Genomic DNA, 24,632 nt, shown 5'->3' on the forward strand with positions numbered 1-24,632 from the left:
ATTTATTGCCCTTCCCTAGTTTTTATCACTGCTATTATCTGCAATAATGCAGCCTTAATCACACTTATTTGGGCTAACATGACTGTAGAAAACGAAGCTCTGACCCTAAAAAAACGCTTTCGCGGCTATTTTCCAGTGGTCATCGACGTGGAAACCGCAGGGTTTAACGCTGAAACCGATGCATTATTAGAAATCTGCGCCATTACATTAAAAATGGATGAGTACGGAGATCTGCACCCTGCATCAACGCTTCATTTTCACATTGAGCCTTTTGAAGGCGCAAATATAGAGCAGGCAGCATTAGACTTTAACGGAATTAAAGACCCATTTAGCCCATTACGTTGTGCTGTGTCGGAACAAGAAGCCCTTAAAGAAATCTACAAGCTAGTGAGAAAAGAACAAAAAGCTTCAGATTGCAGTCGCGCAATCATGGTTGCTCACAACGCTACATTCGATTTGAACTTCGTTAATGCGGCAAGTGAGCGCTGTAAGCTTAAACGCGTCCCTTTCCATCCATTTGCTACTTTTGACACTGCAGCTCTTAGTGGTCTTGCCTACGGTCAAACCGTTTTGGCTAAAGCTTGCCGCACTGCAGGGATGGAATTTGACAACAAAGAAGCACACTCTGCTTTGTATGATACGCAAAAAACCACAGAGTTATTTTGCGGCATTGTAAACAAATGGAAAGCCCTTGGTGGTTGGCCTCTTGTTGACGAAGAATAAAAAATAGAGTCGGTAAACGTTTTTTCGTATTGCCTTCATAAAAAACACAACATCCCGAGAATAATATGAATCCTGTTGTAATTTCAGTTTGCATCATGCTTGTTTTAGCTTTGATGCGTGTAAACGTAGTCGTTGCTCTGACGTTCAGTGCAATTATCGGTGGCGTAGCCTCTGGTATGAGCTTGAACGACGCAGTCGCGGCTTTCGAAAGTGGATTAGGCGGCGGTGCAACGATTGCACTTAGCTACGCTATGCTTGGTACATTCGCTGTTGCTATCTCACGTTCTGGTATCACAGATCTCCTTGCTCAAAGTGTTATCAAACGCATTCACGGCAAAGAGAACAGTGCAGCATCGACTGGTCTTAAATACGGCATGCTTGCGTCGTTGATCTTAGTGACCATGTCTTCGCAAAACGTGATTCCGGTACATATCGCCTTCATCCCAATCTTAATCCCACCTCTACTAGGCGTATTCGCAAAAATGAACCTAGACCGTCGTCTAGTTGCGTGTGTACTTACTTTTGGTCTGATTACGCCTTACATGGTGTTACCAATTGGTTTTGGCGGCATCTTCCTAAACAACATCCTGCTTAAAAACCTTCACGACAATGGTCTTGAAAACGTTGTAGCAAGCCAAGTACCTATGGCAATGTTGTTACCAGCAGCAGGCATGATCTTCGGTCTTCTTACTGCAGTATTCTTTACTTACCGTAAGCCTCGCCAATACAAAGAAACGTCTCATACTGTTGTTTCAACCGAAGTGAAAGAGATCAACAAGAAGCACATCCTAGTGGCTGCTGCTGGTATTGTTGCTGCGCTAACGGTTCAGCTATCGACGGGTTCTATGATCATCGGTGCTTTGGCTGGTTTCATGGTATTCACCTTCGGTGGTGTAATCGCTTGGAAAGAGACACACGATGTCTTCACTAAAGGCGTTCACATGATGGCAATGATCGGTTTCATCATGATTGCAGCGGCAGGTTTCGCGGCAGTTATGAAGCAAACAGGTGGCGTTGAATCTCTGGTTGAAGCACTTTCAACAAGCATTGGCGACAACAAGCCTCTAGCAGCACTGCTTATGCTAATCGTTGGCCTATTGGTAACAATGGGTATCGGTTCTTCGTTCTCTACGATTCCAATCCTTGCAACTATCTACGTTCCACTAGCAGCAGCATTTGGCTTCTCGCCTATGGCAACAATCGCTCTAGTGGGTACAGCTGCAGCACTTGGTGATGCGGGCTCTCCGGCTTCTGACTCAACATTAGGTCCAACGTCTGGTCTAAATGCCGATGGTCAACACGAGCACGTTTGGGAAACAGTAGTACCGACGTTCCTGCACTACAACATCCCACTGATCGTATTCGGTTGGATTGCAGCCATGGTTCTGTAATTAGGTTCTATAGTTAAAGAGCCCTGCGCTAACTTTTATAAAGACCGCCTCGTGCGGTCTTTTTTGTCTCTGGGATTCATTCTACTCTTCCTTCCGCTCACTCTCATTGAACTAGCGACACCAAACAAAAAAGGCTTACTCTTATGAGTAAGCCTTAGAAATCATTGCGTCAATACAGACAACTCTCGCTGAATTATGCAGCGGGAGCATTACTCACAAGAATTTCGCGAATAGACTTAAGCGTCGCTTCCGTTGAATGGTAATCCAATTCAACTTCACTAAAGATGCCGTTCACTTCAAGCATTAAGGTCGGGTAAGAAAATACACCCATCGCTTCTTTAAAGCCTAGCTGGTCATCTAACTCACTTTCCAATAACTTGCTAGAAAGGTCATTTTCAAACTGTTGAACATTCATACCTAGCTCTTCAGCCAACTGCAAATGTGTGTCTTGGCTATGAGGCAGCATCGCACGAAGGTAGTAAGCATGTTGAATCGCTTCAAGCATCGCTTCGTAATGGTCTTGAAAACCAGCGGCAATCACGGCGCGGCACGCAGGGTAAGTACTGCGAACAGGTTGGCACTCAGTCCAAAAATCATGGTTAAACTCAGTACCTAGCTTAGCTTCGATCTGCTTCCAAATCGCTTGCAGCTTGCCTTTCATCTCTTCTGACATTGGCTCATCAGAATCCGGGGCTAAACCACCCACTACATAGTTAAACTCAATGCTCGCAGGCAATTGTTGTTTCAATAACTCAAGTGTTTGCTTGTAACCCCAACACCAGCTGCACATTGGATCATGCACATAATGAAGTTTTACGTTCATTGTTCATTCCTTATCGAGTCAATGATTCGATCAATTCAAACAAAAAAGGAGCCTGATTAAGGCCCCTCATTTTAACTATTCAGCGCAAAGGCTAGAACTTATTCAGCGTCATCGCCAGCAACTTTAGCCGCTGCTTCTTTGATGATCGGCTGAAGTTCGCCTTTTTGGAACATCTCAAGAATGATGTCACAACCACCGATTAGCTCACCTTCAACCCAAAGTTGTGGGAAAGTTGGCCATTGTGCGTAAGCAGGAAGCTCTGCACGGATATCAGGGTTTTGTAGGATATCTACGTAAGCAAATTTCTCGCCACATGCCATTAGAGCTTGAGACGCTTGAGAAGAGAAACCACAGCTAGGTAGCTTAGGAGAACCTTTCATGTACAGTAGAATAGTGTTTTCTTCAATTTGCTGTTTGATTTTATCGATAGTTTCCATTGCTTCCTCGTTAATGGATTACGGCTTTTATTGCCTTTATTCTACCCCAAACTAAAAGAATAAAAACCATATAAAAAAAGCGGTTAACAAGCTAAGCTAACAATTCACACAAAAGTAATGAAATAAGCTTTTAATAAAGTAAAAACTTGCTAAACTATATCGCAAGTCAGCAAATTGACCATGGTTGGCAGTATAGCGAGCCATGAATAATAATATCACTGGAAGCAATCGAAAGAGTTAACTCTTTCATATCAATGGAGAATTGAGCAATGGCATTTGAACTACCGGCTCTTCCTTACGCGAAAGACGCGCTAGAACCACACATCTCAGCAGAAACGCTAGATTTCCACCACGGTAAGCACCACAACACTTACGTTGTTAAGCTAAACGGTCTTATCCCAGGTACTGAGTTTGAAGACAAAACACTAGAAGAGATCGTTAAGACTTCTACTGGTGGTGTTTTCAATAACGCTGCTCAAATCTGGAACCACACGTTCTACTGGCACTGTCTTGCTCCTAAAGCAGGCGGCGAGCCAACTGGCGCTGTTGCAGAAGCTATCAACGCTGCATTCGGTTCTTTCGAAGAATTCAAAGAGAAATTCACTGATTCAGCAATCAACAACTTCGGTTCTTCTTGGACTTGGTTAGTTAAGAAAGCTGACGGTTCTCTAGACATCGTTAACACTTCTAACGCTGCTACTCCTCTAACAGAAGAAGGTGTTACTCCACTTCTAACTGTTGACCTATGGGAACACGCTTACTACATCGATTTCCGCAATGTTCGCCCTGACTACATGGCTGCATTCTGGAACCTAGTAAACTGGTCTTTCGTAGAAGAGAACCTAGCTAAGTAATTATTGCTTACGCTGCGCTATTTATAGCGAGTTGTCTATTGAGAGCTCATGCCCCGGCGTGAGCTTTTTTGTATCTGTCGTATTCCACAAAATCTAGGCCTTTCTTAGCCTATTAACCAGTTAGCCAGTTAGCCAGTTAGCCAGTTAGCCAGTTAGCCAGTTAGCCAGTTAGCCAGTTAGCCAGTTAGCCAAGAGAGCTTACTTCTCGACCAATTCCTAGCACTCTTCCCCGCCCTGCATAAATTCTCTATTTGCCTGTAATTAAACACTAAAGTTTGCCGACTCCATGCCGTTAAAGGTGTATCCAATGAGAGGCAGCATGCAAATACATACTTTAGACAAAGCAGGAATCATCAACGAACTGAAGTTCGGCATCGGGATCAGCCAAGCGGTTGAGCAAGGTCGCCGTGCAGATTTCGCGTTGCTGTTGTCTATGTTTTCTAATGACGTTCGTGATTGCACGCCGATTGACACCATTGAAGTCACAGAGACAACTGAAGATCGCCTGCGTAAACACTTCGGCGTGGCAGAACCGCAGCAGCTGCGTTCGAACCAATCTTCTTATGAAATTTCAGCTCAGCAATCTAATCATTTTCATCAAGCTAGCCTTGCCAGCGCAAAACTCAGCCATTACTTGAAACCGGAAGCGCTTGCCTTCATGCCTGAAGATACAGCCGACTTACCCGAAGAGGTTTACCAAAACCTTTCTGGTCATGACCGACGTAAATTGGCAAACAAACAGGTACCTGATTTGCCACTTGCTACGCTCTACAATGAACTATCAACAGCCCAGCGTCAGTACCAAATTCAAGCTCAAGTATAGCGGTCACCTACCTTTCCTCTTTTTCGTTCTCTATCCACTGCTATTCTTGATTAGTTCGCCGCATTTCAAATCATTCACATGCGTGATATGAACCACCAGCCTTGGGTGAACATGAAATACGAATTGTCGATTACTACTTGAAGTTACTGCGAAATGTGAGCTGCCACTAAGTTCATAAAAACTTATCAATTGGCACGCCTTAGTTTGAACCTCTTCACACCCATTGTATGAAATTTAACCCATCCTTATCCGACATGGACGATTTATTTAGGTGCTGGGATGGAAATAAAAAGCTCAATCATATTGGTGACATCTGCAGGCTCACAACTCGGAGGGACGATTGCGAACCACTTTGTTAACCTTGGAGCCACCGTCATCCTTTGTGATAAAGACACGGAAGCACTTCAAGAGACCTATTTACAATGTGCTCGTTTTTCTGACTCGGTTTACCACTACACACTCAAAAGTAATGACAACCAAGCAATTCTCAGCGTGTTTGATTTTATTCAAACCACCTTCAACACTACACCCGATGTACTGGTCAATAATTGGATAAGCTCCCCGATGCCAAGCCTAATTGGCGATCAACCTGTCAGTAGCTTTATCAATGATCTTTCTTCTATGGCTACGACTCTTTTCGCATTTGGGCAAATCAGTGCCGAGAGATTGCGAGAGGAGGATAAAGAAGGCGTTATTGTGAATGTGATCTCTCACGATGACTTCCATGACGTGTCCGGCCTAGAAAGTGCGAACTCAATGATTACTGGCTTTACCCATAGCTGGGCCAAAGAACTGACTCCATTTGGTATTCGAGTCGGCGGTGTTGTCCCTGCAATCCATAACTCCGATGGCAAGCTCAACCGATGCCACTGGGCTCAGCTGCAAGATGAACTGACCAGAACAACGGAATACATCGTCTCTAATGATTACTTTAGTGGACGAGTGGTCGCTGCTGAGGTTTAGTTCTTCCCCGATGCCAAGCACATTTGAGCCATTCATTTCTAATCGAGTGACATTTCTCTAGCCTTTCAAGCCGCGTAGATCAGGCAACAAACATAAAAAAAGCCCCAGTCTCTCGACTAGGGCTTTGATCTTTTCCCGATAGATAAGGTTCGTGCTAGCGAAAACTTATCTCAAAACTAATGCTTACTTATTACGCGTTAGCTTTTTCTTTTTTAGCTTTTGGCGCTTTCGCGTCAGCTGGCTTTTGGTCAGCTTTCTTAAGAATCACTGTAGTGCCTTCGAAAGTTTCACCTTCAACGTAAGGAGTACCGAAGTAAGACGTTGTTAGTACTTCTTTTAGCTCAGTGATTAGTGGGTAACGTGGGTTAGCACCTGTACACTGGTCATCGAACGCTTCAACAGCTAGCTCGTCTAGTTTAGCGATGAAGTCAGACTCGTTAACACCCGCAGCTTGGATAGATAGTGGGATGTCTAGGTCAACTTTAAGCTCTTCTAACCAAGTCAGTAGACGTTCAATCTTCTGAGCAGTACGGTCACCAGCTTGGCTTAGGCCTAGGTGGTCAGCAACTTCAGCGTAACGACGACGTGCTTGTGGACGGTCGTACTGAGAGAATGCAGTCTGCTTAGTTGGGTTATCGTTCGCGTTGTAACGTACAACGTTAGAGATAAGTAGTGCGTTAGCAAGACCGTGTGGTAGGTGGAACTCAGCACCAATTTTGTGAGCCATTGAGTGACACACACCTAGGAATGCGTTCGCAAATGCTACACCAGCGATAGTTGCTGCGTTGTGTACTTTCTCACGAGCGATTGGGTCAGCCGCACCATTTTTGTAGCTTGATGGTAGGTATTCTTTAAGCATCTTAAGTGCTTGAAGAGCTTGACCGTCTGAGTACTCGTTCGCTAGAACAGATACATAAGCTTCAAGAGCGTGAGTTACTGCATCGTAACCACCGAACGCTGTTAGAGACTTAGGCATGTTCATAACTAGGTTCGCATCAACGATAGCCATGTTTGGCGTGATTTCGTAATCAGCTAGTGGGTATTTAGCACCAGTCTTGTCGTCTGTAACAACAGCGAATGGAGTAACCTCTGAACCCGTACCTGAAGTTGTAGTGATACATACAAGCTCAGCTTTTTGACCCATTTTAGGGAACTTGTAGATACGTTTACGGATATCCATAAAGCGCATTGCTAGTTCTTCGAAGTGAGTTTCTGGGTGCTCGTACATAACCCACATGATCTTAGCAGCATCCATTGGAGAACCGCCACCTAGAGCAAGGATTACGTCAGGTTGGAAGCTCTTCATTGCTTCAGCGCCTTTCTCAACAACAGATAGCGTTGGATCCGCTTCTACGTCGAAGAAAGTTTGAACTTCGATGCCTTGTGCTTTAAGCAGGCTAACTACGTCATCTGCGTAACCGTTGTTGAATAGGAAACGGTCAGTTACTAGGAATGCGCGTTTCTTACCTTCTAGGTCGCTCATTGCGATTGGAAGGCTACCACGACGGAAGTAGATAGACTTAGGTAGTTTGTGCCACAACATGTTTTCAGCTCGCTTCGCTACAGTTTTCTTGTTGATAAGGTGCTTAGGACCTACGTTCTCAGAGATAGAGTTACCACCCCATGAACCACAACCTAGAGTTAGAGAAGGTGCAACGTTGAAGTTGTACAGGTCACCGATACCACCGTGAGTAGTCGGGATGTTGATTAGGATACGAGCAGTCTTCATCTTGTCACCGAAGTAACGGATGCGGTCTGCGTTAGTATCTTGGTTAGTGTAAAGACCAGATGTGTGACCGATACCACCGATTTCAACCATAGTTACCGCTTGAGCAACTGCGTCTTCGAAGTCGTCTGCGCGGAATAGACCTAAAGTTGGAGATAGTTTCTCGTGAGCGAATTCGTCATCGTAAGAAACTTTACCAAGACCTTCACCTACAAGTACTTTTGTATCAGCAGGAACTTTAACACCCGCCATTTCAGCGATTGCTGGAGCAGGTTGACCTACGATTTTAGCGTTTAGGTTGCCGTCGATAAGCAGAACTTTACGTACTTTATCAGCGTCAGCTTTAGATAGAACGTGAGCTTTGTGAGAAGCGAAACGCTCTTTCACTTCGTCGTATACTTCACCAACTACGATTGCAGCTTGCTCAGAAGCACATACTACGCCGTTATCGAAAGTCTTAGACATAAGGATAGATGCTACAGCACGTTTGATGTCAGCTGTTTCATCGATAACTACAGGAACGTTACCAGCACCAACACCGATAGCAGGCTTACCAGAAGAGTATGCTGCTTTAACCATGCCTGGACCACCAGTAGCAAGGATAAGTGCGATACCGTCGTGCTTCATAAGCGCGTTAGAAAGCTCTACAGATGGTTGGTCGATCCAACCGATGATGTCTCTTGGAGCACCAGCTGCAACAGCTGCGTCTAGAACTAGTTTCGCTGCGTCGTTAGTTGAGTTCTTTGCACGTGGGTGTGGCGAGAAGATGATGCCGTTACGTGTCTTAAGAGAAATTAGAGATTTGAAGATTGCTGTAGAAGTTGGGTTCGTTGTTGGAACGATACCACAGATGATACCTACAGGCTCAGCGATAGTCATTGTACCTAGGTTGTCATCTTCTTCTAAGATGCCACATGTTTTTTCGTCTTTGTATTTGTTGTAGATAAATTCAGATGCAAAGTGGTTTTTGATAACCTTATCTTCAACAATACCCATTCCAGATTCAGCAACTGCTTGTTGAGCAAGTGGAATACGAGCGTGGTTAGCAGCAAGAGAAGCTGCGCGGAAGATTGCGTCTACTTTCTCTTGAGAGAATGTTGCAAACTCTTCTTGTGCTGCTTTAACGCGAGCTACTAGAGCATCAAGTTCCGCTAAGTTAGTTACAGGCATGGTGGATCTCCTAAAATAATAAATATTAAAAACTTTTTATTAAATTCGCTGCTTGCCGTTAACCTTAAACACCAGCGTTCTTAGTAAATTGCTTTCAGGGCTGAGTATATTATTTCACTGTGTGAAAAAAATTGACCCAGATCAGTTACCAAAAAAGAATTAACCAGAAAGTAGTAAGGCAATCGCAAAAATTAACTTAAGAGCATGATTTATATAGATTAAAATCACACTTTTCGTTCGCGCAAAAAACAAGCAAACAGACAACTTTTTTCTACATAGCGTAATAAACTGTAAAAAAGTTTCATTTTTAGTCCGTTAAATTACATGTATACAGCTATATTCGTGCTACTGAGAGTATATCTATACCGTTGCACGGGCTAGATTCTGACATAATTTTTATTAATTTCGTGCGTCGGTTAACAGTTACTCAATAAGAAATTACAAAATGAAACACTACCGACTAGCTTGCAACAAGCCTAAAACAAAAGTGAGATTCAATTAGTTTTTCTAAAAAGAATCACCCATTTCAAGTTAGTTTTTTTCATTCGTGAAAATGTAGTTTGTCCCTTACATTACGCGCCTAGACTATTCACAGATCAACCCTTCAACCTTAAAGTACGCTAACTGGAGATCACTCTCATGCAAGGCTTAGAACTCGCAATCTTTATGCAATTCTTCCTTGGGCTTGTTGCTGCCGTAAACCCTATCGGCATCATGCCTGTTTTTGTTTCTCTTACTGCTCATATGCCGCCAGAAGAGAGGAACAGGACAGCCTTACAAGCAAACATTGCTGTTGCCGTGATCTTGATTGTGTCGCTTGTTGCGGGGCAAATGCTGCTTGATATGTTTAGTATCTCGCTGGACTCATTCCGTGTTGCAGGTGGTTTACTATTACTGAGCATCGCATTTTCGATGATGAGCGGTAAGCTCGGTGAAGATAAGCAGAACAAACAAGAAAAATCTGAATACATCAGCAAAGAGCAAATCGGTGTTGTTCCACTGGCTATGCCGCTAATGGCAGGCCCAGGTGCCATTAGTTCAACGATTGTCTATGGCTCTCGTTATCCAGCCGCAATCGATACGGTAGGCATTGGCATTAGTATCATCGCTTTCGCAACGTGCTCTTGGCTTCTGTTCCGTTCAGCGCCGGTTATCGTTCGCTTTCTAGGTCAAACAGGGATCAACGTTATCACGCGTATCATGGGCTTGATTCTTGGTGCACTAGGTATCGAATTTATAGCTAACGGGCTTCGCAACTTGTTCCCTGGCTTGGCATAAGACTCAGGGGCATTTAGCCCATTAAAAAAGTGAAACTAAAACTGATTATTGTGAGGCGAGTAAAGCAAATAGGCTTTCACTCGCCTCGTTATTATCAAGCTTGTATAATGACTGTTAATACCTTTAACAGAAGATGAACTTCTCCTTATGTCACGCAAGCCACTCAAGCATCATTTATACGTCATTATCTTTGGTACTCACACGCCAGCTGGCCGTGCATTTGATATATCACTGATCGTTGCAATCTTGGCTTCGCTGTTGGTACTTATTCTAGAGTCCATCCCAAATGTCATGACCGAATGGTCACAACAGCTGCGTTATATCGAATACACTTTTACAGCCCTCTTCACTGTTGAGTATTTATTGAGGCTCTATTGCTCTCCAAAACCAAAATCCTACGCCACCAGCTTTTACGGTGTCGTTGATCTATTAGCGATTCTTCCAACCTACCTTGCGATCATCTTCCCAGGTGCTTCGTTTATGGGCGTAGTGAGACTGCTGCGTGTGATGCGTATCTTCCGAATCCTAAAGCTGGTTCGCTACCTGCAAGATTCCAATATTCTGTTGCGCTCACTATTAATGGCACGACGAAAGATACTTATCTTCTTTAGCACCGTCGGCATCTTAGTGGTTATCTTTGGCGCACTGATCTTTGTTATTGAAGGCCCTGACAATGGCTTCACCAGTATCCCTCACAGTATCTATTGGGCGATCGTGACTATCACTACGGTTGGTTATGGTGACATGGTGCCGCAGACCGCGCTTGGTAAAGCCATAGCATCACTGACCATGCTATTGGGTTACTCTATCTTAGCGGTGCCGACCGGAATCATTACTGCAGAACTTAGTAATGAGATGAACTCGCACAAAGAATTGGTTAAGTGCCCTAACTGCAACCGAGCGGGCCATGATTCGGACGCCATGTATTGCAAGCACTGTGCTAGCGAATTGGCTGATCCAGACAAGCGAGTCGTCTCCGACAAGAAATAAAAGCAGACACGAGATTCGAGTAGCGAGATGCGAAGATATTTAAGGGCAGTTTCGAGGGCCGAATAACGAGGTAGCAATAAACTAAAAAGGGTTGACGTTTGTCGTCAACCCTTTCGGTTTATCAGCTAATAGAATTTAAGCAATCTTGCCTATTACGCTTTCTCAGCAAGGATAATGCGTAGAGTACGACGTAGTGGTTCTGCAGCCCCCCAAAGCAGTTGGTCACCAACAGTGAAGGCGTTTAGGAAATCGTTACCCATCGACATCTTACGCAGACGACCGACTGGTACAGACATTGTGCCTGTTACTTTCGCTGGTGTTAGCTCCTGTGCCGTGATGTCGCGGTCATTAGGAATCACTTTAACCCAATCATTGTGCGTTGCGATGATCTCTTCGATCTCATCCATTGGCACGTCTTGCTTAAGCTTAATCGTTAGTGCTTGAGCGTGACAACGCATTGCACCGATTCGTACACAAGTACCATCAATTGGGATTGGCTGACCATCTAGACCAAGAATCTTGTTTGCTTCAACACCGGCTTTCCACTCTTCTTTGCTCTGACCGTTTTCACGCTTCACATCGATCCAAGGAATCAGTGAGCCTGCAAGCGGAGCACCAAATTGGTCGGTTGGGAATGAAGATGAACGAATCGTATCAGCAACTTTCTTATCGATATCAAGAATTGAACTTGAAGGGTTTGCTAACTCAGAACTTACGCTGTCGTTGATCACACCCATTTGTGAGATCAGCTCACGCATGTTCTTAGCACCTGCACCAGAAGCGGCTTGGTAAGTCATGGCACTCATCCACTCAACCATGCCTTTCTCGTATAGGCCACCTAGAGCCATAAGCATTAAGCTCACAGTACAGTTACCGCCAACGAACGTGTTGGTGCCGCTGTGAATGCCTTGCTGAATTTGAGCCAAGTTAACAGGATCAAGAGTGATGATTGAATCAGCGTCCATACGCAGAGTAGAAGCTGCATCAATCCAGTAACCTTTCCAACCTGCTTGACGCAGTGCTGGGTATACTTTTGATGTGTAATCGCCGCCTTGACAGGTAATCACAGCATCAAGCTGTTTTAGGCTATCAATATCAAAAGCGTCTTGAAGTAGACCCGCATCTTTACCACCTAGAACAGGGGCAGGAATACCAATCTGAGATGTGCTGTAATAAACAGGCTCAATCAAGTCGAAGTCTTTCTCTTCAACCATACGTTGCATCAGTACAGAACCAACCATACCGCGCCAACCAACTAGACCTACTCTCATCGCTCACTCTCCATGTATAAATTAAAAATTGCTCTCCCCCATCTATAAGTTTTTCAGAAACAGAACTCAAGTGCTTTTTGTCAAAAAGTGTAACTTTTTCGTTTCTTTTAAGTGAACGTAATGAATCGTGCAGTTATCTCTGTATCGACATTCCATCTCCACCTCATTGATTAGGCGCCCATTATCGTCAAATTCAAACATTTACATCGCCAAAATCGATTCAATCGACGCTCATCACAAACAGTAAATCCCTCTTTTAAACCAAGGTTAATCAGAATTTTATTTTACAAAACGAAAACAACGTGCGACAAGTTTCAACATGTAACAATCATGAATTTAACAAAATTTTAGGTTATGAAACCACAATTGATTGAGTTAACAGTCAAATATCACAACTTGGACGTATTTTTTCGATATAATAAACTAATTACTGTAGTGTCCGTTTTGCACCACACACTATAACGAAGCACTATAAATGCTCGAAATCACAAGAGGCTTTTATGAAGCAGAGTAAAACTCGCCTACCGAACCTATTGCAGGTATTCATCGCGTTAGGACTATTTCTATCCCTTGCTTTTTCCTTTACTGCAAAGCTTGACCTTCCAATTCAACTTGCCTTGTATATTGGCTGGTTCATTATCATGGTTCTTGGTATTCGTCTTGGACACCAATACAAAGACTTAGAAAAAGCAGCACTCAAAGGAATATCCAATGGCTTAGGCGCGGTTTTAATACTTTTAGCCGTTGGCGCTCTTGTTGGTACTTGGATCTCAGGCGGGATCGTACCTACTATCATTTACTATGGTCTGAAAGCTATCCACCCTTCTATCTTCCTTTTAGCGACCATGATCATCTGTTCTCTAACTGCATTGGCGACCGGTACTTCTTGGGGTGCTGCGGGTACAGCAGGTATCGCGATGATGGGTATCGGCCAAGGTCTAGGTGTTCCAGCACCGGTTACTGCAGGTGCCGTGCTGTCAGGCTGTTACTTCGGTGACAAGATGTCTCCGCTTTCTGATTCAGTGATTCTGGCTTCTTCAATGTCTGGTGTTGAAGTGGTTGAACACATCAAGGGCATGTTGCCAGTTGCGTTAATCAGCTACGTGATTACAGGCATCATGTTCACTGCGTTTGGTTTCCACTACGCGGGCAACGTTGACATGAGCCAAGTTGACTCTGTCATCAAAGCGATGGAAGTTCAGTTCTACATCACGCCTTACTCATTCGTTCCGGTACTTATCGTGCTTGGTCTGTTGGCTTTCCGTATGCCTTCATTCCCGGTCATCAGCTTTGGTTCTCTGCTGGGTATTATCTGGGCAGTCATGATCCAAGATATCGACTTCCTAACGGCATTCAACACTGCTTGGGCACCGTTCTCAATCTCATCTGGCGTAGAGTTTATTGATTCAATTCTTAACCGTGGCGGCATGTCTTCAATGCTAGGTTCAGTTGCGGTTATCGTATTTGGTCTAGGTTTCGGTGGCTTACTGGATAAAGTGGGTGTACTAGAGACAATCGCTAAGGTGTTTGAGCGCCGCGTAAATAGCTCAGGTTCACTAGCGACGAGCACAATTGGTACGGCTTTCATGGGTAACGTGTTCGGCTCTGCAATGTACGTATCGCTCATCCTTACACCAAAAATCTGTGCGAAAAACTACGACCGCTTAGGCTACAAACGTAAGAACCTTTCTCGTAACGCTGAGTTTGGTGGCACGCTAACGTCAGGCATGGTTCCTTGGAGTGATAACGGTATCTACATGGCGAGTATTCTTGGTGTTGCAACGCTGTCTTACGCACCCTTCATGTGGTTAAGCTTCATCTGTATCATCGTGACTATCGTGACATCTTACATGGGTTGGTTCGTTGATAAGTGTGAACCAACAGCACCAGCGTTTGAAGCTGAAGAAGCGACAGAGTTAAGCAAGCAACAAGCTTAAGTTCAGGAGCTAACGCTTTCGAACTTAACTCAAAACGTTAATAGATAAATGCAAAAAGAGCGCCCTAGAGCGCTCTTTTTTGATCTGCTGATTTACTTATTTATCTATCTATTTATTGGCGGTTCGTTTACCCAACCAGTAACCGATGCCTAACGGTGCAAAGAACACCACTAAGATAAACAGAATGAAGTAAATAATCACACCTTTGATTAACTCCATCAGTTTATCAATCGCAAGCACGACCACCTCTTGAGAGACCCGATCAAGGTCTTGCGTGAACAGTTCTCTTTCTGAAGTCACAATGCCGGCAATCTCAATGCGCTCTTTGGCAATCATCTCTACCAGCGCTTCTCTCTCTCGCGTCACCATTTTTTCTAACGCCACACGTTCATCGCTCAACATCGCTAATTTTTGGTCTGTCTTGTCGCTCAGGTCGTTGAGCACTGGCTGCATTTCTGTCGACATAATAGAAGCCAGTGTTTGCATGTATTCCGGATTATTCTCAATGAAATCTTGCATGCTTGCTGATGTTTGACGAAGGCTTTCCAGCGTCATCGATAGGTCTTCACCCGTTAGCGAGCTATTCAATGCAACCAGCTCCGCCTTCCACGACATCAGTTTCGGTGTCTGGTCAGCCATAAGGCTTAAACGATCAGATGCGTCACTCATGGCTTCGGGCATGGTGCCTAAGCTCTGGACGATTTGCGATTCGTCTTTACCAAGGTAACTTAGCCATTCACGGTAAGCAGGTGTGCTTCTGAATGTGAGGTCTTTAAATGGGTGGTTAGCAGCAAACTGAGCAACGAACGCTTTGCTGCTTTTGAAATCACTGGAGCTCAATACACCCTTTGCCAGTTTCTCAGCTTCTTGATCAAGAAAACGAGCAGTCTCTACCGCATCATCCGTGGCGAACAGATCCGCGCCGTCGCCTTGGCTATAAAACTGATTCATTTGGGCAGTGAAAACCCATGAGTCAATTAACGCAGACATTGGAGAAGTTTGGTAAGCCGCTTGTTGTAAGCCCTGCTCTGCATGGATCTTCCAAAGCAACACATAAGATTGATGTAAGGTGTCATCAGCATGGTAAGATTGCGCGATGAGATCGGCCGAGTCTTCTACTCGAGTAAAGAACATCTTGGCGTATTCACGCGTCATGATCCGAGCATTTAACTCTTGTTGAGTGAGAGGCGTCGTTTGATTATCTAACTTAACTTCTAAGAGAGAACAACCACTTAGCACAATGCTAAGCACCAACACCATCCAACTTCGACTCGAAACTCGTAACATATAAACCTCTGACAAAGACTAAGGGCGCGGATTGTATGAGCGCTTCGTCAGAGTATTGTCAAAAATCCTGTAAAAGTTAACGCTGACTATCTAAATATTCATGAGCAGAATCCACAGTGGCTTTTATAGCCTGCTCTAGTTCAGCTAAATCATGTTCACTGATCGCTCTAGACTGCTTCATTGTCATTTCAATACTTGCGGCAATGATGGCTAACCGAGACGCTTTAATACTGCCAGCCACACCTTTTAAGCTATGCACAATGCGAGCGGCGGAGGTTTCATCTTTGGTCAACAAAGACTTAAACTTCTCGTAGTCTCCTGCGTGATCTTGTACAAACACACCAAGCAAGAGTTCGACAGATTCAGCATCACCGTCGAGCGTTTCTAACATGTCTTCGATATCAATCGCAGGCTTAGAATCTGTGACACTGGCAACGTGTTTCTCTGCTACTGGTACCTGCTCAGAGGCTTGCTGAATAGAGTCTTGCTGCACAATTGGTTGGCTTGTAACGTTAACGCTATGCATAGGTTGAGAGGCGGAATACTGGCTCGTTGACTTGTTTTCGGATACATAAGCGTCGCTATCTGCTTGTTTCACTGCTGAGGAAACAACATCGCTAGAAGAAGCGTCCTCCTTACTTGAATTAATTTCGAGTTCAGAGCTGAGTTCTTGGTCTGCTTCTTTCATCGTTTTTGTGGACCTAGCGCCCCAAAACACTATCCCGCTCATCGCTACCAAGCTTAAGCCCAGCATCACCAACAATAGGTTGAATTGACGGTCATGGAACTCAGCTTCGAGTTTTATGATCTGCTCATTCACAGAGTTTTTCTTAATTTTATCAACCAAATAGTTAAGTTGAGCATAATCACTCAACAATGCTGACGCATCAGCCAGTAACTGCTGGAGTGCATCTTGCTCTTCGGTTTCTAGCGAATAAGATTTGTCCAAAATGGAATCAAAGGCGCGATAAGTCGCTGACGAACTTTGATTGTCAGAATACATGGCTTCAAATACCACAACACCGAATTCGTTGAGGAGTGGTTTGAGCTTAGGGGAAAGCTCTTTATCAGCACGCAAAATCTTAATGTTATCAACGATGTCTTGAACTTGGCTTTCGATTGGAATGAACTCATCGAACTTTTCAAGGAACTGATCAGCTACGTACAACAGTTGTTTCACATCAGGACGAAACAAGGCGTGTTGGAAATCAGATTCAATCTGCAGTCGGATCGAATAAACCAATTGAGCATCGAGTGCGAGATCATTGATACGAGAGACTCGAAGTGGTTCTGAGAAATAAAGCGATTGCCTCAACTCGTTGACTCGAATACCGAGCTCTTCGATTTGAGCAAGAGAATTGGTGTAGGAACGGCTTAGATTAAGAAGAGCCAATGAAGGAAGTAACCACAGAGCCAAGAGCACAACCAAAAAGGTGGCTGGTTTTTTAAAGCGTTTGGGCTTTGCTACTGATTGTTCCATCTATATTCCTTGTGCGTGTTAACTTGAAGCCATGACCGTAGCTAAAAGATTAAGCACAAAATAAGCGACAACGTCCTACTGCCGCTTTTATCCGTTAACTTCGGACTATGACTTATTGCGAGTCAGTTGGTCACGTAAGTTCGGTGGAGTGCCTTTAATCGTTAGCGTGTCTGTCTCCGGATCGTAAAAGATACGTTCGCCTAGAAGCAGACTATCAAAACTAACATTCAAACCGCCACCAGCACCAACAAATTTTGTTAGTTTACGCATAGTTGCGCGGTCGGCTGGGAAGCTGTCTTCTAACTCGTAGCCTTGCTCACTAGTGTAGTCAAAGAAGCTTGTGCCATCTGTGCTTGCTGGCAACTCACCAGAAAGTTCACGAACTTGCACTTCATCGCCCGCTTTAAGCTGCTCGTTACAGTAATCCGCAACCTGTTTTTTGTAGCTGATCGCTTCTTCTTTCTCCAATTTAGAGTCAGAAACAAAGTCTTCTACCGCTTGCATCAGTACTTGGTTTTGCTGTTTCGCATCCAAACCAACTTCAGCTTGTAAGAAATCTAAGAAGAAATCCGCGACTTTACGGCCAACACGTCCTTTAATGTAAGTTAAGTAACGGTTTGACTCTTTGTCAGTCTCATAAGTTGAAAGGTCTAGGCGAGCCGCGATATCCATTTTTGAGATATCAAGGTAGTCAGTCGCACTAATATCAAGCCCTTCAGTAACCTTTAGGCTTTGGTTTGAAGGCAATAAACCAATGAAAAGGTAATCTGTTGCAAGTGACTGATATTCAGCCATTACCAAGATACCTTCGTCAGCGAATGGATACTTTGATAGTTCGTCTTTTAGACGTTGCGCACTCTTTTGAGAAAAATCGTAAAAGTTTGTCTCACCAGCACGAAGTTGATGCAACCACTGCTGGAATTCGCTGTCAGATTTGAAAGAACCAAACCCTTTGCCTGCTTTTGAATTAAAAACACGGTGAAGTTCAGCAACTAGGCTTTCAGATGAAGCATCGTTTTCTAGAGATTCAGCACGGTAGTTAACAATCAGCTCATCCTGATCGTTCTTGCTCAGCTGGTGTAAAATTACGTTGGAAAGGTGAAGGCTCATAGTGAAAATATTACCGTTCAGGTTTCAGTTGTCGTGCATAGTAGGTTATCATAAGCCGCTTTTACTATCATTATTAGAGTCCTTATGCCGATTATATCTAAATACACAGATGATCAAGTTGAAAAAATCCTAGCTGAAGTAAGTGCTGTACTAACTAAGCACAAAGCTTCGCCAGAACTTTCACTGATGATCGCTGGAAATATCGCAACCAATGTCTTAAATCAGAATGTTGCTGCTTCACAACGCAAAGGAATTGCTGAAAAATTTGCCGAGGCTTTAATTTCTTCTCTTGAAGATAAAAAGTCTCACTAAATTTGATTGACGGATAAAAGAATTATAAATGGTAGACAGCGCAAACTCATATAGCGATCGTGTATCTCGACTGGTTGGTTGGGGTCACTGGTTTGCATTTTTCAACATCATTGCTGCGATGTTGATTGGTACTCGTTATATTACTCAATCTGCTTGGCCAGAAACCTTGCTAGGCCAATTCTATTTGGCTGCATCGTGGGTTGGTCATTTTGGCTTTTTAGTGTTCGCGCTCTATCTATTAGTGCTGTTCCCGCTCACTTTTGTTCTTCCGTCGAGGAAGTTATTACGTTTGGTTGCCGTTATCTTCGCGACCATAGGTTTAACTGTCCTGTTGATTGATACCCAAACGTATCAAAATATAAACCTCCACCTGACGCCTGTCGTGTGGGAGGTTTTATTCAGTGGAGAGGAATCTGCATTCACGTCTGATTTGCAGCACCTCTTCATTGTTATGCCATTTATCTTCTTACTACAGCTTGGTCTGTCTGAGTGGGTTTGGCGTAAGCAGCGTAAACTGTCTCATAAACACATTGGCCGTCCGATTACTGCCGTCTTCTTCCTGTGTTTCATCAGCAGCCACTTGACCTACATGTGGGCTGATGCGTACTTCTATAACCCAATTACTAGCCAGAAAGCGAACTTCCCACTGTCTTACCCAATGACAGCGAAAAGCTTTATGGAAAAACATGGCCTATTAGACCGTGAAGAGTACCTTGAGCGTTTAGAAGCGAACAAAGAGAACGTAAACCTAGTTAGCTACCCGCTAGAAAAAATTCAATACAACCGCCGCAGTGATGATCTTAATATCCTGATGGTGAGTGTGAACAACCTTCGCTCTGACGCACTTAATGCGACGGCGATGCCAAACAGCTATGCCTACGCGCAACAGTCGATCAACTTCACCAACCACTACAGTTCAAGCAACGATATGTTTGGTATTTTTGGCTTGTTCTACGGCCTACCGAGCAGCTACGCAAGCAGCATTGAAGCTCAAGGGTCAAGCGCAGTATTGCTCGATGTTTTAGAGAATCACGATTACAAGTTCGCTGCTTTCAGTGGCGACAACTTTAGTGATGCACTGTACTCGGATATCATCTTCCGAGGCCGTGATGTGATGCCAGAGCAAGCAACTTATGATGACCAGAGTGCCATAAAAGCTTGGTCTGACTGGATTCAATCACCGCAAGCTAAGCGTCCTTGGTTTAACTTTATTGAACTAACTACACTGGATAACTTCGCCAGCTACGATTCAAGTTCAGAGTCGGACTCTACGCTAACGACAGCAGAGCGTTTTGCAACAGACTATCAAAAGTCGGCGACAGCGGCCGATGCTCAGCTAGCAACTATCTACGCTGAACTGGAACGCTTAGAGCTTGCCGATAACACGGTGGTTATCATTACCTCTAACCACGGTACTGAGTTTAACGAAACCAAAACCAACAGCTGGGGTGCAAACTCCAACTACAGTCGTTATCAGTTACAAGTACCACTGTTTATCAGCTGGCCTGGCAAGTCTGCTTCTGAATACACCCACCGTTCTAGTCATCTAGACGTGTCAGTAACACTGATGCAAGAGCTATTGGGTGTATCTTCGAACCCAACGGATTTCAGTAGTGGTCGCAGCCTGTTTAATGAACGTAATAGAAAGTGGATTCTCGCGGGCGACTCTCGTGAACTTGCTCTTGTTACTGACCAGCAAACAACGGTGTTAGATAAATTTGGTAACTTCAAATTGTACGACCAGAATTACAAGCGCCTGAAAAACGTAAGCCCTCGCTTACCTGTGTTGATGCAAGGCCTGACTGAGCTACAGCGTTTCTACACAAAAAATGACTAAATAATCAGCAAACAGCAAAGGGAAGCCAATGGCTTCCCTTTTTTATTGCCGTGAATGATTAGAAAACAAGCAACAAAACAAAATTATGAAAATTAAGGGTTTACAAGATCCTCCACCCCTTATATTATTCACGCCACTGGAGGGATGGCTGAGTGGTCGAAAGCACCGGTCTTGAAAACCGGCAACCGTTAATAGCGGTTCTAGGGTTCAAATCCCTATCCCTCCACCACTTTAAAGAAAGCCGCTGAGAAATCAGCGGCTTTTTTGCATCTGAAGCTTTTTAAAATATAAAGCTCATCTAACAAAACTCTCTACAGTCCCAGTTTCAAACCCATTCACTTTATACCTAGTTTTAAATTCCGATCTCACCGTTCTAAACTAAAAGTTCATGCGCCTAAGCCACTCCCCTCATAACTTTACCTGCAAGCCAATTAGATACTTTCTTTTTTAATAGCACAGAAACACTGCGCGTATAACAAAAGTTGGAAATACTTGGTTTGTTGAATATTAGATTTTGTCAGCTTCTTAATAAACCGAACAATAAATAATCATTCAGAACAAAAACACCAAAAAGCGTTCATAAAAAAAGCAGTCAGTTAATAAGGGTATTTACAAGCGAAAGCCACCCTTATATTATACGCGCCATTGGAGGGATGGCTGAGTGGTCGAAAGCACCGGTCTTGAAAACCGGCAACCGTTAATAGCGGTTCTAGGGTTCAAATCCCTATCCCTCCACCACATTAAAGAAAGCCGCTGAGAAATCAGCGGCTTTTTTGTATCTGGCGTTTGCGTAAAGAGCTTACGTAGTTTCTACTACACCACCTTTCGACTCACTTCAAAGCGTCCAATCAATTGGTCTAAGCGGCTCAATGAATTACCCATCAAAGAAACTCGACGTGCGAGTTGCTTAGTAGACAGTTGTAAGTCAGATATTGAACGTTGGGCTTTATCTGCCGTTTGTCCGTTTTTCTGACTGTTCTCATCTAGATTGGACATCGTGGTAAAGAGATCACTCACCGCGGCTTGAATTTGTTCACTGCGAGCATTTGAGTCGACTGTTAAGTTTCCTTTACTCACATTCTCAACGCCTCGCTCCATGGACTCAACAGCACTGCGAGACTTACTATGCAGCTCTTTCATTAGGTCACTAATATGATTAGCGGCTTGTGAAGTACGATCAGCCAGAGTTCTTACTTCAGAAGCGACGACAGAGAACCCTCTCCCGTGTTCACCTGCTCTTGCCGACTCGATGGCCGCATTCAAGGCCAAAAGGTTAGTCTGCGCGGTAATGTCAGTAATGATATCTATAATGTCAGACACCTTGGTCATTTCATTATTCACCTCATTCACGCTATGCGCCGAGCTTTCTACGATATTGCGAACAATCTCCATGCCTTCGACAGACTGGTTGTATTCCTTTTCCGCGCTCAGGACGGCTTGTTTCATCACCGTATCCATTTGCGTTGCTGAAACACTCGCATGAGTAATTTCGCTCTGTTGATACTGACTCAACTGAAGCATATTGCTTAACGCTTGTGATGCATCATCACTGGTTTGCTTCATCACGACACTGCGACGAAACATCGATTCCGAAACCTCTCTGACTTCGTGACTCGCATGGATCAACTCACTCACCGTGTTATCTAAATTGTCGATAAAACTGTTAGTCCAGCGCCCTAAGTTGCCAAGTTCATTATGACTGAATGTGGTGGGATCAAGTCTCCGACTTAAATTGCCATCACCTTCGGCTAAGGTCTGCATTACCCCGGTCATTTCGTGAATCTTCTTAACTAATGGTTTGGCGCTAACTAAACGGAATAAGCCCAATGAAAGCAACGCGCAAGCGAACATAATGCCACTCTGCATAAAAGGTGTGAGTGTATAAAGGTTGGCAAACAGTAATGGAACAAATAGAGGCAGTAGCATGCAGCTGATGAAGTGTTTAGATAAGGTATAACTTAGGCTTCGGTCTCTGTAGACCTCTTCTAAATCGGACTCACACATCATGCCAAAGGTATCTGGCGAACCATCTAATTGAAAGGTGATACCTTTGCCAATAACGGGTATGTGGCGATAGTCGGAATACCCCGGATAACCTATAAACAGGTTACTGCCATTTTTGATGGTTTCTCTTACGCCTGGGTGAAGCTGATTAGTGGCTGGGTCCGTAAAGCGAATCTCAAATTCGGTATGCTGCTGGATCTTAACCGCTCCCCAATCAGTATGAATCCCTTGCTTTAAGTTCTCGCCGTGTGAAAAGGTATTATCTTCAAAGCGAGAACGAGAGAGCGCAACACCCGGCTGAGTATGAGGATCATGAATGGAGTCGACCATAAAGATATAGTTATCACCTGACTCGCTATAAATATGCCCCGCTTCTCTCTGAATAATGTCACCAATAACATCATTTGGAACTCGGCCACATAGGAATTGTTGCGCCCCTTCATCCCTAGAAAAGGGGACATAAAACATCAGCGTTACTTGATCATGAAACGATGAACTCGACGCTCCCACGTTCAATGTGCGTGGATCCATATACGGCCCATGAAGATAACGCTTTGAAGCTCCTTCAACTAAAGCCTTCTTATCTCCAAGAGTAACCCCGACATGCTCATGATAACTCGATGCTTGTGCTACCCCCTTAGCATCGACGATCGCCAACTCAGAAAAATCCGTACTGCGTTTAAGAAGGCTAGCTAACGTCCCCTGAGCTTGTTCTTCCGTTCGACTTGCTAAATAAACCGCAGAGTCTTCTAAAAAATCCCATTGATTCTTGACCCAGTTATGCAGAAGTTGAACTCGCGTGTGAGCAATACTTTCAAAAGCTTGTTCAAGCTCCTCCGTCCTACTTCGATTGAGGAAACAAGCTCTGCGCATAGCCAGTTTTCCTGTTGCGCCAAACCAATTAAGCCAACTACGTTCCTTGTCCGTTAGGTTCATTTTTATCCCTTGTGTTTTTATAGACACATGGGTAAAGCAATTTACAGACCACAATTAATCACACAAATACGTAACTAATTAATAAAAAAGTACTTTATATGAATCATAATGGTGCAACCGTGTCTTTTATGGTGCAAGAGACCTTATTTCACACCATCAATTCAATGAGCTATCAGTCGCCAATTTGAGAGGTTAACCGTAAACATGATAAGCCGCTTTTAACAGCTGCATGTGAATCGGCACCAAATCTTGATGTTGAGTTCGATATCCGCCACCGACTACGCAGGCCATCGGAATAGACTCTGATTTTGCTAATTCAATCATGAAACAGTCGCGTTCAAATATCCCTTGTGTCGAGACATTCAAATAACCCAGTTCATCGTCTTGATGGATATCGATCCCCGCATCATAAATAATCAGATCAGGTTGATGGTGAGCAATCGCTAACTTAGTGACTTGTTCGAAACACCTTAGAAACTCTTCATCTTCAGTTTCACGGCTTAATGGCACATCTAAATCCGATAATGGCTTTCGTGCAGGGAAATTTTTGTCACAGTGGAAAGACAGAGTAATAATCTCATCGCTATCTTGGCAAAGAGTCGCTGTGCCATCACCATGATGAACATCGCTGTCGACGATAAGCACTTTATCGATATGCTCAAAGGTCAGCGCGTGTTTTGCCGCTAAAACCAGATCGTTCAACAAACAAAAGCCACTGCCAAAATCATGATGCGCATGATGATAACCACCACTCAAATGAATCGCTAAACCACTCTCTATTGCCATTTCAGCGGCCAAGCAGGTTCCACCACTTGAGTAGAGTGTTCTCTCAATAAGTTGCTCGCTCCACGGGAAACCGATGCGTCTCATTTTAGCCGCAGGCAAATTACCAGACACGAGCAAATCGACATATTCGCTATCGTGAACCTGTTTTACCTGTTCAACCGAAACCGGCGTTGGTTGGCACACTTCAAACTTGCTTTTCCATCGAGGTTCACGATCCATCAGCGCCTCAACAGCACTATGCAACAGCTGATATTTGTTGATTGGGTAGCGATGACCTTCTGGTAAAGGTAACTGTGAATAGATTGGGTGGTAAATTAAAGGAATCATAATCAGGTTAATTGCGTATCTTTCTCAAAATCATAACAGTCTCAGACTTGGCGACAACCTGAATTAATGATAATGATTATCGTTAATATCAATTAACGGAAAGAGACAACAATGAAAAGCGTAATACTCATCTTTGGGGTGATCTGCGGCTCAGCGGCAGCAGTAAT

The 24,632-nt window shown here is 44.0% G+C and carries 19 protein-coding genes and 2 tRNA genes; 12 read left to right on the forward strand and 9 right to left on the reverse strand.

Annotation, left to right across the window (positions count from 1 at the left end):
- The first annotated feature begins 78 nt into the window (after positions 1–78).
- Together rnt and OCV19_RS11075 are read left to right on the forward strand one after the other, a co-directional pair.
- Positions 79–723: a ribonuclease T gene (gene rnt, locus OCV19_RS11070; protein ID WP_065676442.1), complete on the forward strand. Its 645-nt coding sequence runs from the start codon at positions 79–81 to the stop codon at positions 721–723.
- Between the two features lie 65 nt (positions 724–788).
- Positions 789–2,114, forward strand: a complete 1,326-nt coding sequence (locus OCV19_RS11075; protein WP_065676432.1) for a Na+/H+ antiporter family protein — start codon at positions 789–791, stop codon at positions 2,112–2,114.
- A 193-nt stretch (positions 2,115–2,307) separates the two neighbouring features.
- Here OCV19_RS11075 and OCV19_RS11080 read toward each other — a convergent pair whose 3' ends face one another.
- Together OCV19_RS11080 and OCV19_RS11085 are read right to left on the reverse strand one after the other, a co-directional pair.
- Positions 2,308–2,937 (reverse strand): DsbA family protein, encoded by a 630-nt coding sequence (locus OCV19_RS11080; RefSeq protein WP_065676431.1) that lies wholly within the window; start codon positions 2,935–2,937, stop codon positions 2,308–2,310.
- A 98-nt stretch (positions 2,938–3,035) separates the two neighbouring features.
- Positions 3,036–3,374 carry a Grx4 family monothiol glutaredoxin gene (locus tag OCV19_RS11085; RefSeq protein ID WP_004741702.1) on the reverse strand — a complete coding sequence of 113 codons (339 nt, stop codon included), beginning with the start codon at positions 3,372–3,374 and terminating at the stop codon, positions 3,036–3,038.
- Positions 3,375–3,643: 269 nt separating this feature from the next.
- Between OCV19_RS11085 and sodB the strand changes: the two genes are divergently transcribed.
- From sodB to OCV19_RS11100, 3 genes are all read left to right on the forward strand, one after another.
- A complete protein-coding gene (gene sodB, locus OCV19_RS11090) occupies positions 3,644–4,228 on the forward strand; it encodes a superoxide dismutase [Fe] (protein WP_065676430.1) in 585 nt (194 codons plus the stop codon).
- A gap of 319 nt (positions 4,229–4,547) precedes the next feature.
- The gene (locus tag OCV19_RS11095; RefSeq protein WP_004734051.1) at positions 4,548–5,051 is read left to right on the forward strand and encodes a VC2046/SO_2500 family protein; all 504 of its coding nucleotides are present in this window, start codon (positions 4,548–4,550) and stop codon (positions 5,049–5,051) included.
- Between the two features lie 279 nt (positions 5,052–5,330).
- Positions 5,331–6,014 carry an SDR family oxidoreductase gene (locus tag OCV19_RS11100; RefSeq protein ID WP_017080928.1) on the forward strand — a complete coding sequence of 228 codons (684 nt, stop codon included), beginning with the start codon at positions 5,331–5,333 and terminating at the stop codon, positions 6,012–6,014.
- A 190-nt stretch (positions 6,015–6,204) separates the two neighbouring features.
- Here the strand turns inward: OCV19_RS11100 and adhE are convergent, their stop codons facing one another.
- Complete coding sequence (gene adhE, locus OCV19_RS11105; protein WP_065676429.1) at positions 6,205–8,910, reverse strand: bifunctional acetaldehyde-CoA/alcohol dehydrogenase; 2,706 nt, start codon at positions 8,908–8,910, stop codon at positions 6,205–6,207.
- A gap of 639 nt (positions 8,911–9,549) precedes the next feature.
- Here adhE and OCV19_RS11110 point away from each other — a divergent pair.
- Positions 9,550–10,188 (forward strand): YchE family NAAT transporter, encoded by a 639-nt coding sequence (locus OCV19_RS11110; protein ID WP_004734056.1) that lies wholly within the window; start codon positions 9,550–9,552, stop codon positions 10,186–10,188.
- 147 nt (positions 10,189–10,335) lie between these two features.
- Positions 10,336–11,178, forward strand: a complete 843-nt coding sequence (locus tag OCV19_RS11115) for an ion transporter (protein ID WP_065676428.1) — start codon at positions 10,336–10,338, stop codon at positions 11,176–11,178.
- Between the two features lie 152 nt (positions 11,179–11,330).
- Here the strand turns inward: OCV19_RS11115 and asd are convergent, their stop codons facing one another.
- Positions 11,331–12,449 (reverse strand): aspartate-semialdehyde dehydrogenase, encoded by a 1,119-nt coding sequence (gene asd / locus OCV19_RS11120; protein ID WP_017629874.1) that lies wholly within the window; start codon positions 12,447–12,449, stop codon positions 11,331–11,333.
- A gap of 500 nt (positions 12,450–12,949) precedes the next feature.
- Between asd and nhaC the strand changes: the two genes are divergently transcribed.
- Positions 12,950–14,386 carry a Na+/H+ antiporter NhaC gene (nhaC, locus tag OCV19_RS11125; protein ID WP_065676427.1) on the forward strand — a complete coding sequence of 479 codons (1,437 nt, stop codon included), beginning with the start codon at positions 12,950–12,952 and terminating at the stop codon, positions 14,384–14,386.
- 108 nt (positions 14,387–14,494) lie between these two features.
- On the opposite strand, the gene OCV19_RS11130 is transcribed toward nhaC, so the two are convergent.
- The 3 genes from OCV19_RS11130 to yejK form a co-directional block, all read right to left on the reverse strand.
- The gene (locus OCV19_RS11130; protein WP_065676426.1) at positions 14,495–15,673 is read right to left on the reverse strand and encodes a chemotaxis protein; all 1,179 of its coding nucleotides are present in this window, start codon (positions 15,671–15,673) and stop codon (positions 14,495–14,497) included.
- A gap of 76 nt (positions 15,674–15,749) precedes the next feature.
- The gene (locus OCV19_RS11135) at positions 15,750–17,153 is read right to left on the reverse strand and encodes an Hpt domain-containing protein (RefSeq protein WP_065676425.1); all 1,404 of its coding nucleotides are present in this window, start codon (positions 17,151–17,153) and stop codon (positions 15,750–15,752) included.
- A 105-nt stretch (positions 17,154–17,258) separates the two neighbouring features.
- Positions 17,259–18,263 (reverse strand): nucleoid-associated protein YejK, encoded by a 1,005-nt coding sequence (gene yejK / locus OCV19_RS11140; RefSeq protein WP_017061190.1) that lies wholly within the window; start codon positions 18,261–18,263, stop codon positions 17,259–17,261.
- 84 nt (positions 18,264–18,347) lie between these two features.
- On the opposite strand from yejK, the gene OCV19_RS11145 reads away from it, so the two are divergent.
- The 4 genes from OCV19_RS11145 to OCV19_RS11160 all read left to right on the forward strand — a co-directional run bounded on the left by OCV19_RS11145 (position 18,348) and on the right by OCV19_RS11160 (position 21,150).
- Positions 18,348–18,575 carry a YejL family protein gene (locus OCV19_RS11145; RefSeq protein WP_065676424.1) on the forward strand — a complete coding sequence of 76 codons (228 nt, stop codon included), beginning with the start codon at positions 18,348–18,350 and terminating at the stop codon, positions 18,573–18,575.
- A gap of 28 nt (positions 18,576–18,603) precedes the next feature.
- Positions 18,604–20,412, forward strand: coding sequence for a DUF3413 domain-containing protein (locus tag OCV19_RS11150; RefSeq protein WP_065676423.1), 1,809 nt, complete (start codon positions 18,604–18,606; stop codon positions 20,410–20,412).
- Positions 20,413–20,550: 138 nt separating this feature from the next.
- A tRNA-Ser gene (locus OCV19_RS11155) sits at positions 20,551–20,641 on the forward strand.
- 418 nt (positions 20,642–21,059) lie between these two features.
- A tRNA-Ser gene (locus OCV19_RS11160) sits at positions 21,060–21,150 on the forward strand.
- Positions 21,151–21,225: 75 nt separating this feature from the next.
- On the opposite strand, the gene OCV19_RS11165 is transcribed toward OCV19_RS11160, so the two are convergent.
- Complete coding sequence (locus tag OCV19_RS11165; RefSeq protein WP_065676422.1) at positions 21,226–23,352, reverse strand: methyl-accepting chemotaxis protein; 2,127 nt, start codon at positions 23,350–23,352, stop codon at positions 21,226–21,228.
- 192 nt (positions 23,353–23,544) lie between these two features.
- Positions 23,545–24,465 carry a histone deacetylase family protein gene (locus tag OCV19_RS11170; RefSeq protein ID WP_065676421.1) on the reverse strand — a complete coding sequence of 307 codons (921 nt, stop codon included), beginning with the start codon at positions 24,463–24,465 and terminating at the stop codon, positions 23,545–23,547.
- Positions 24,466–24,632 lie beyond the last annotated feature (167 nt).

Source organism: Vibrio celticus (assembly GCF_024347335.1).
GTDB lineage: Bacteria > Pseudomonadota > Gammaproteobacteria > Enterobacterales > Vibrionaceae > Vibrio > Vibrio celticus.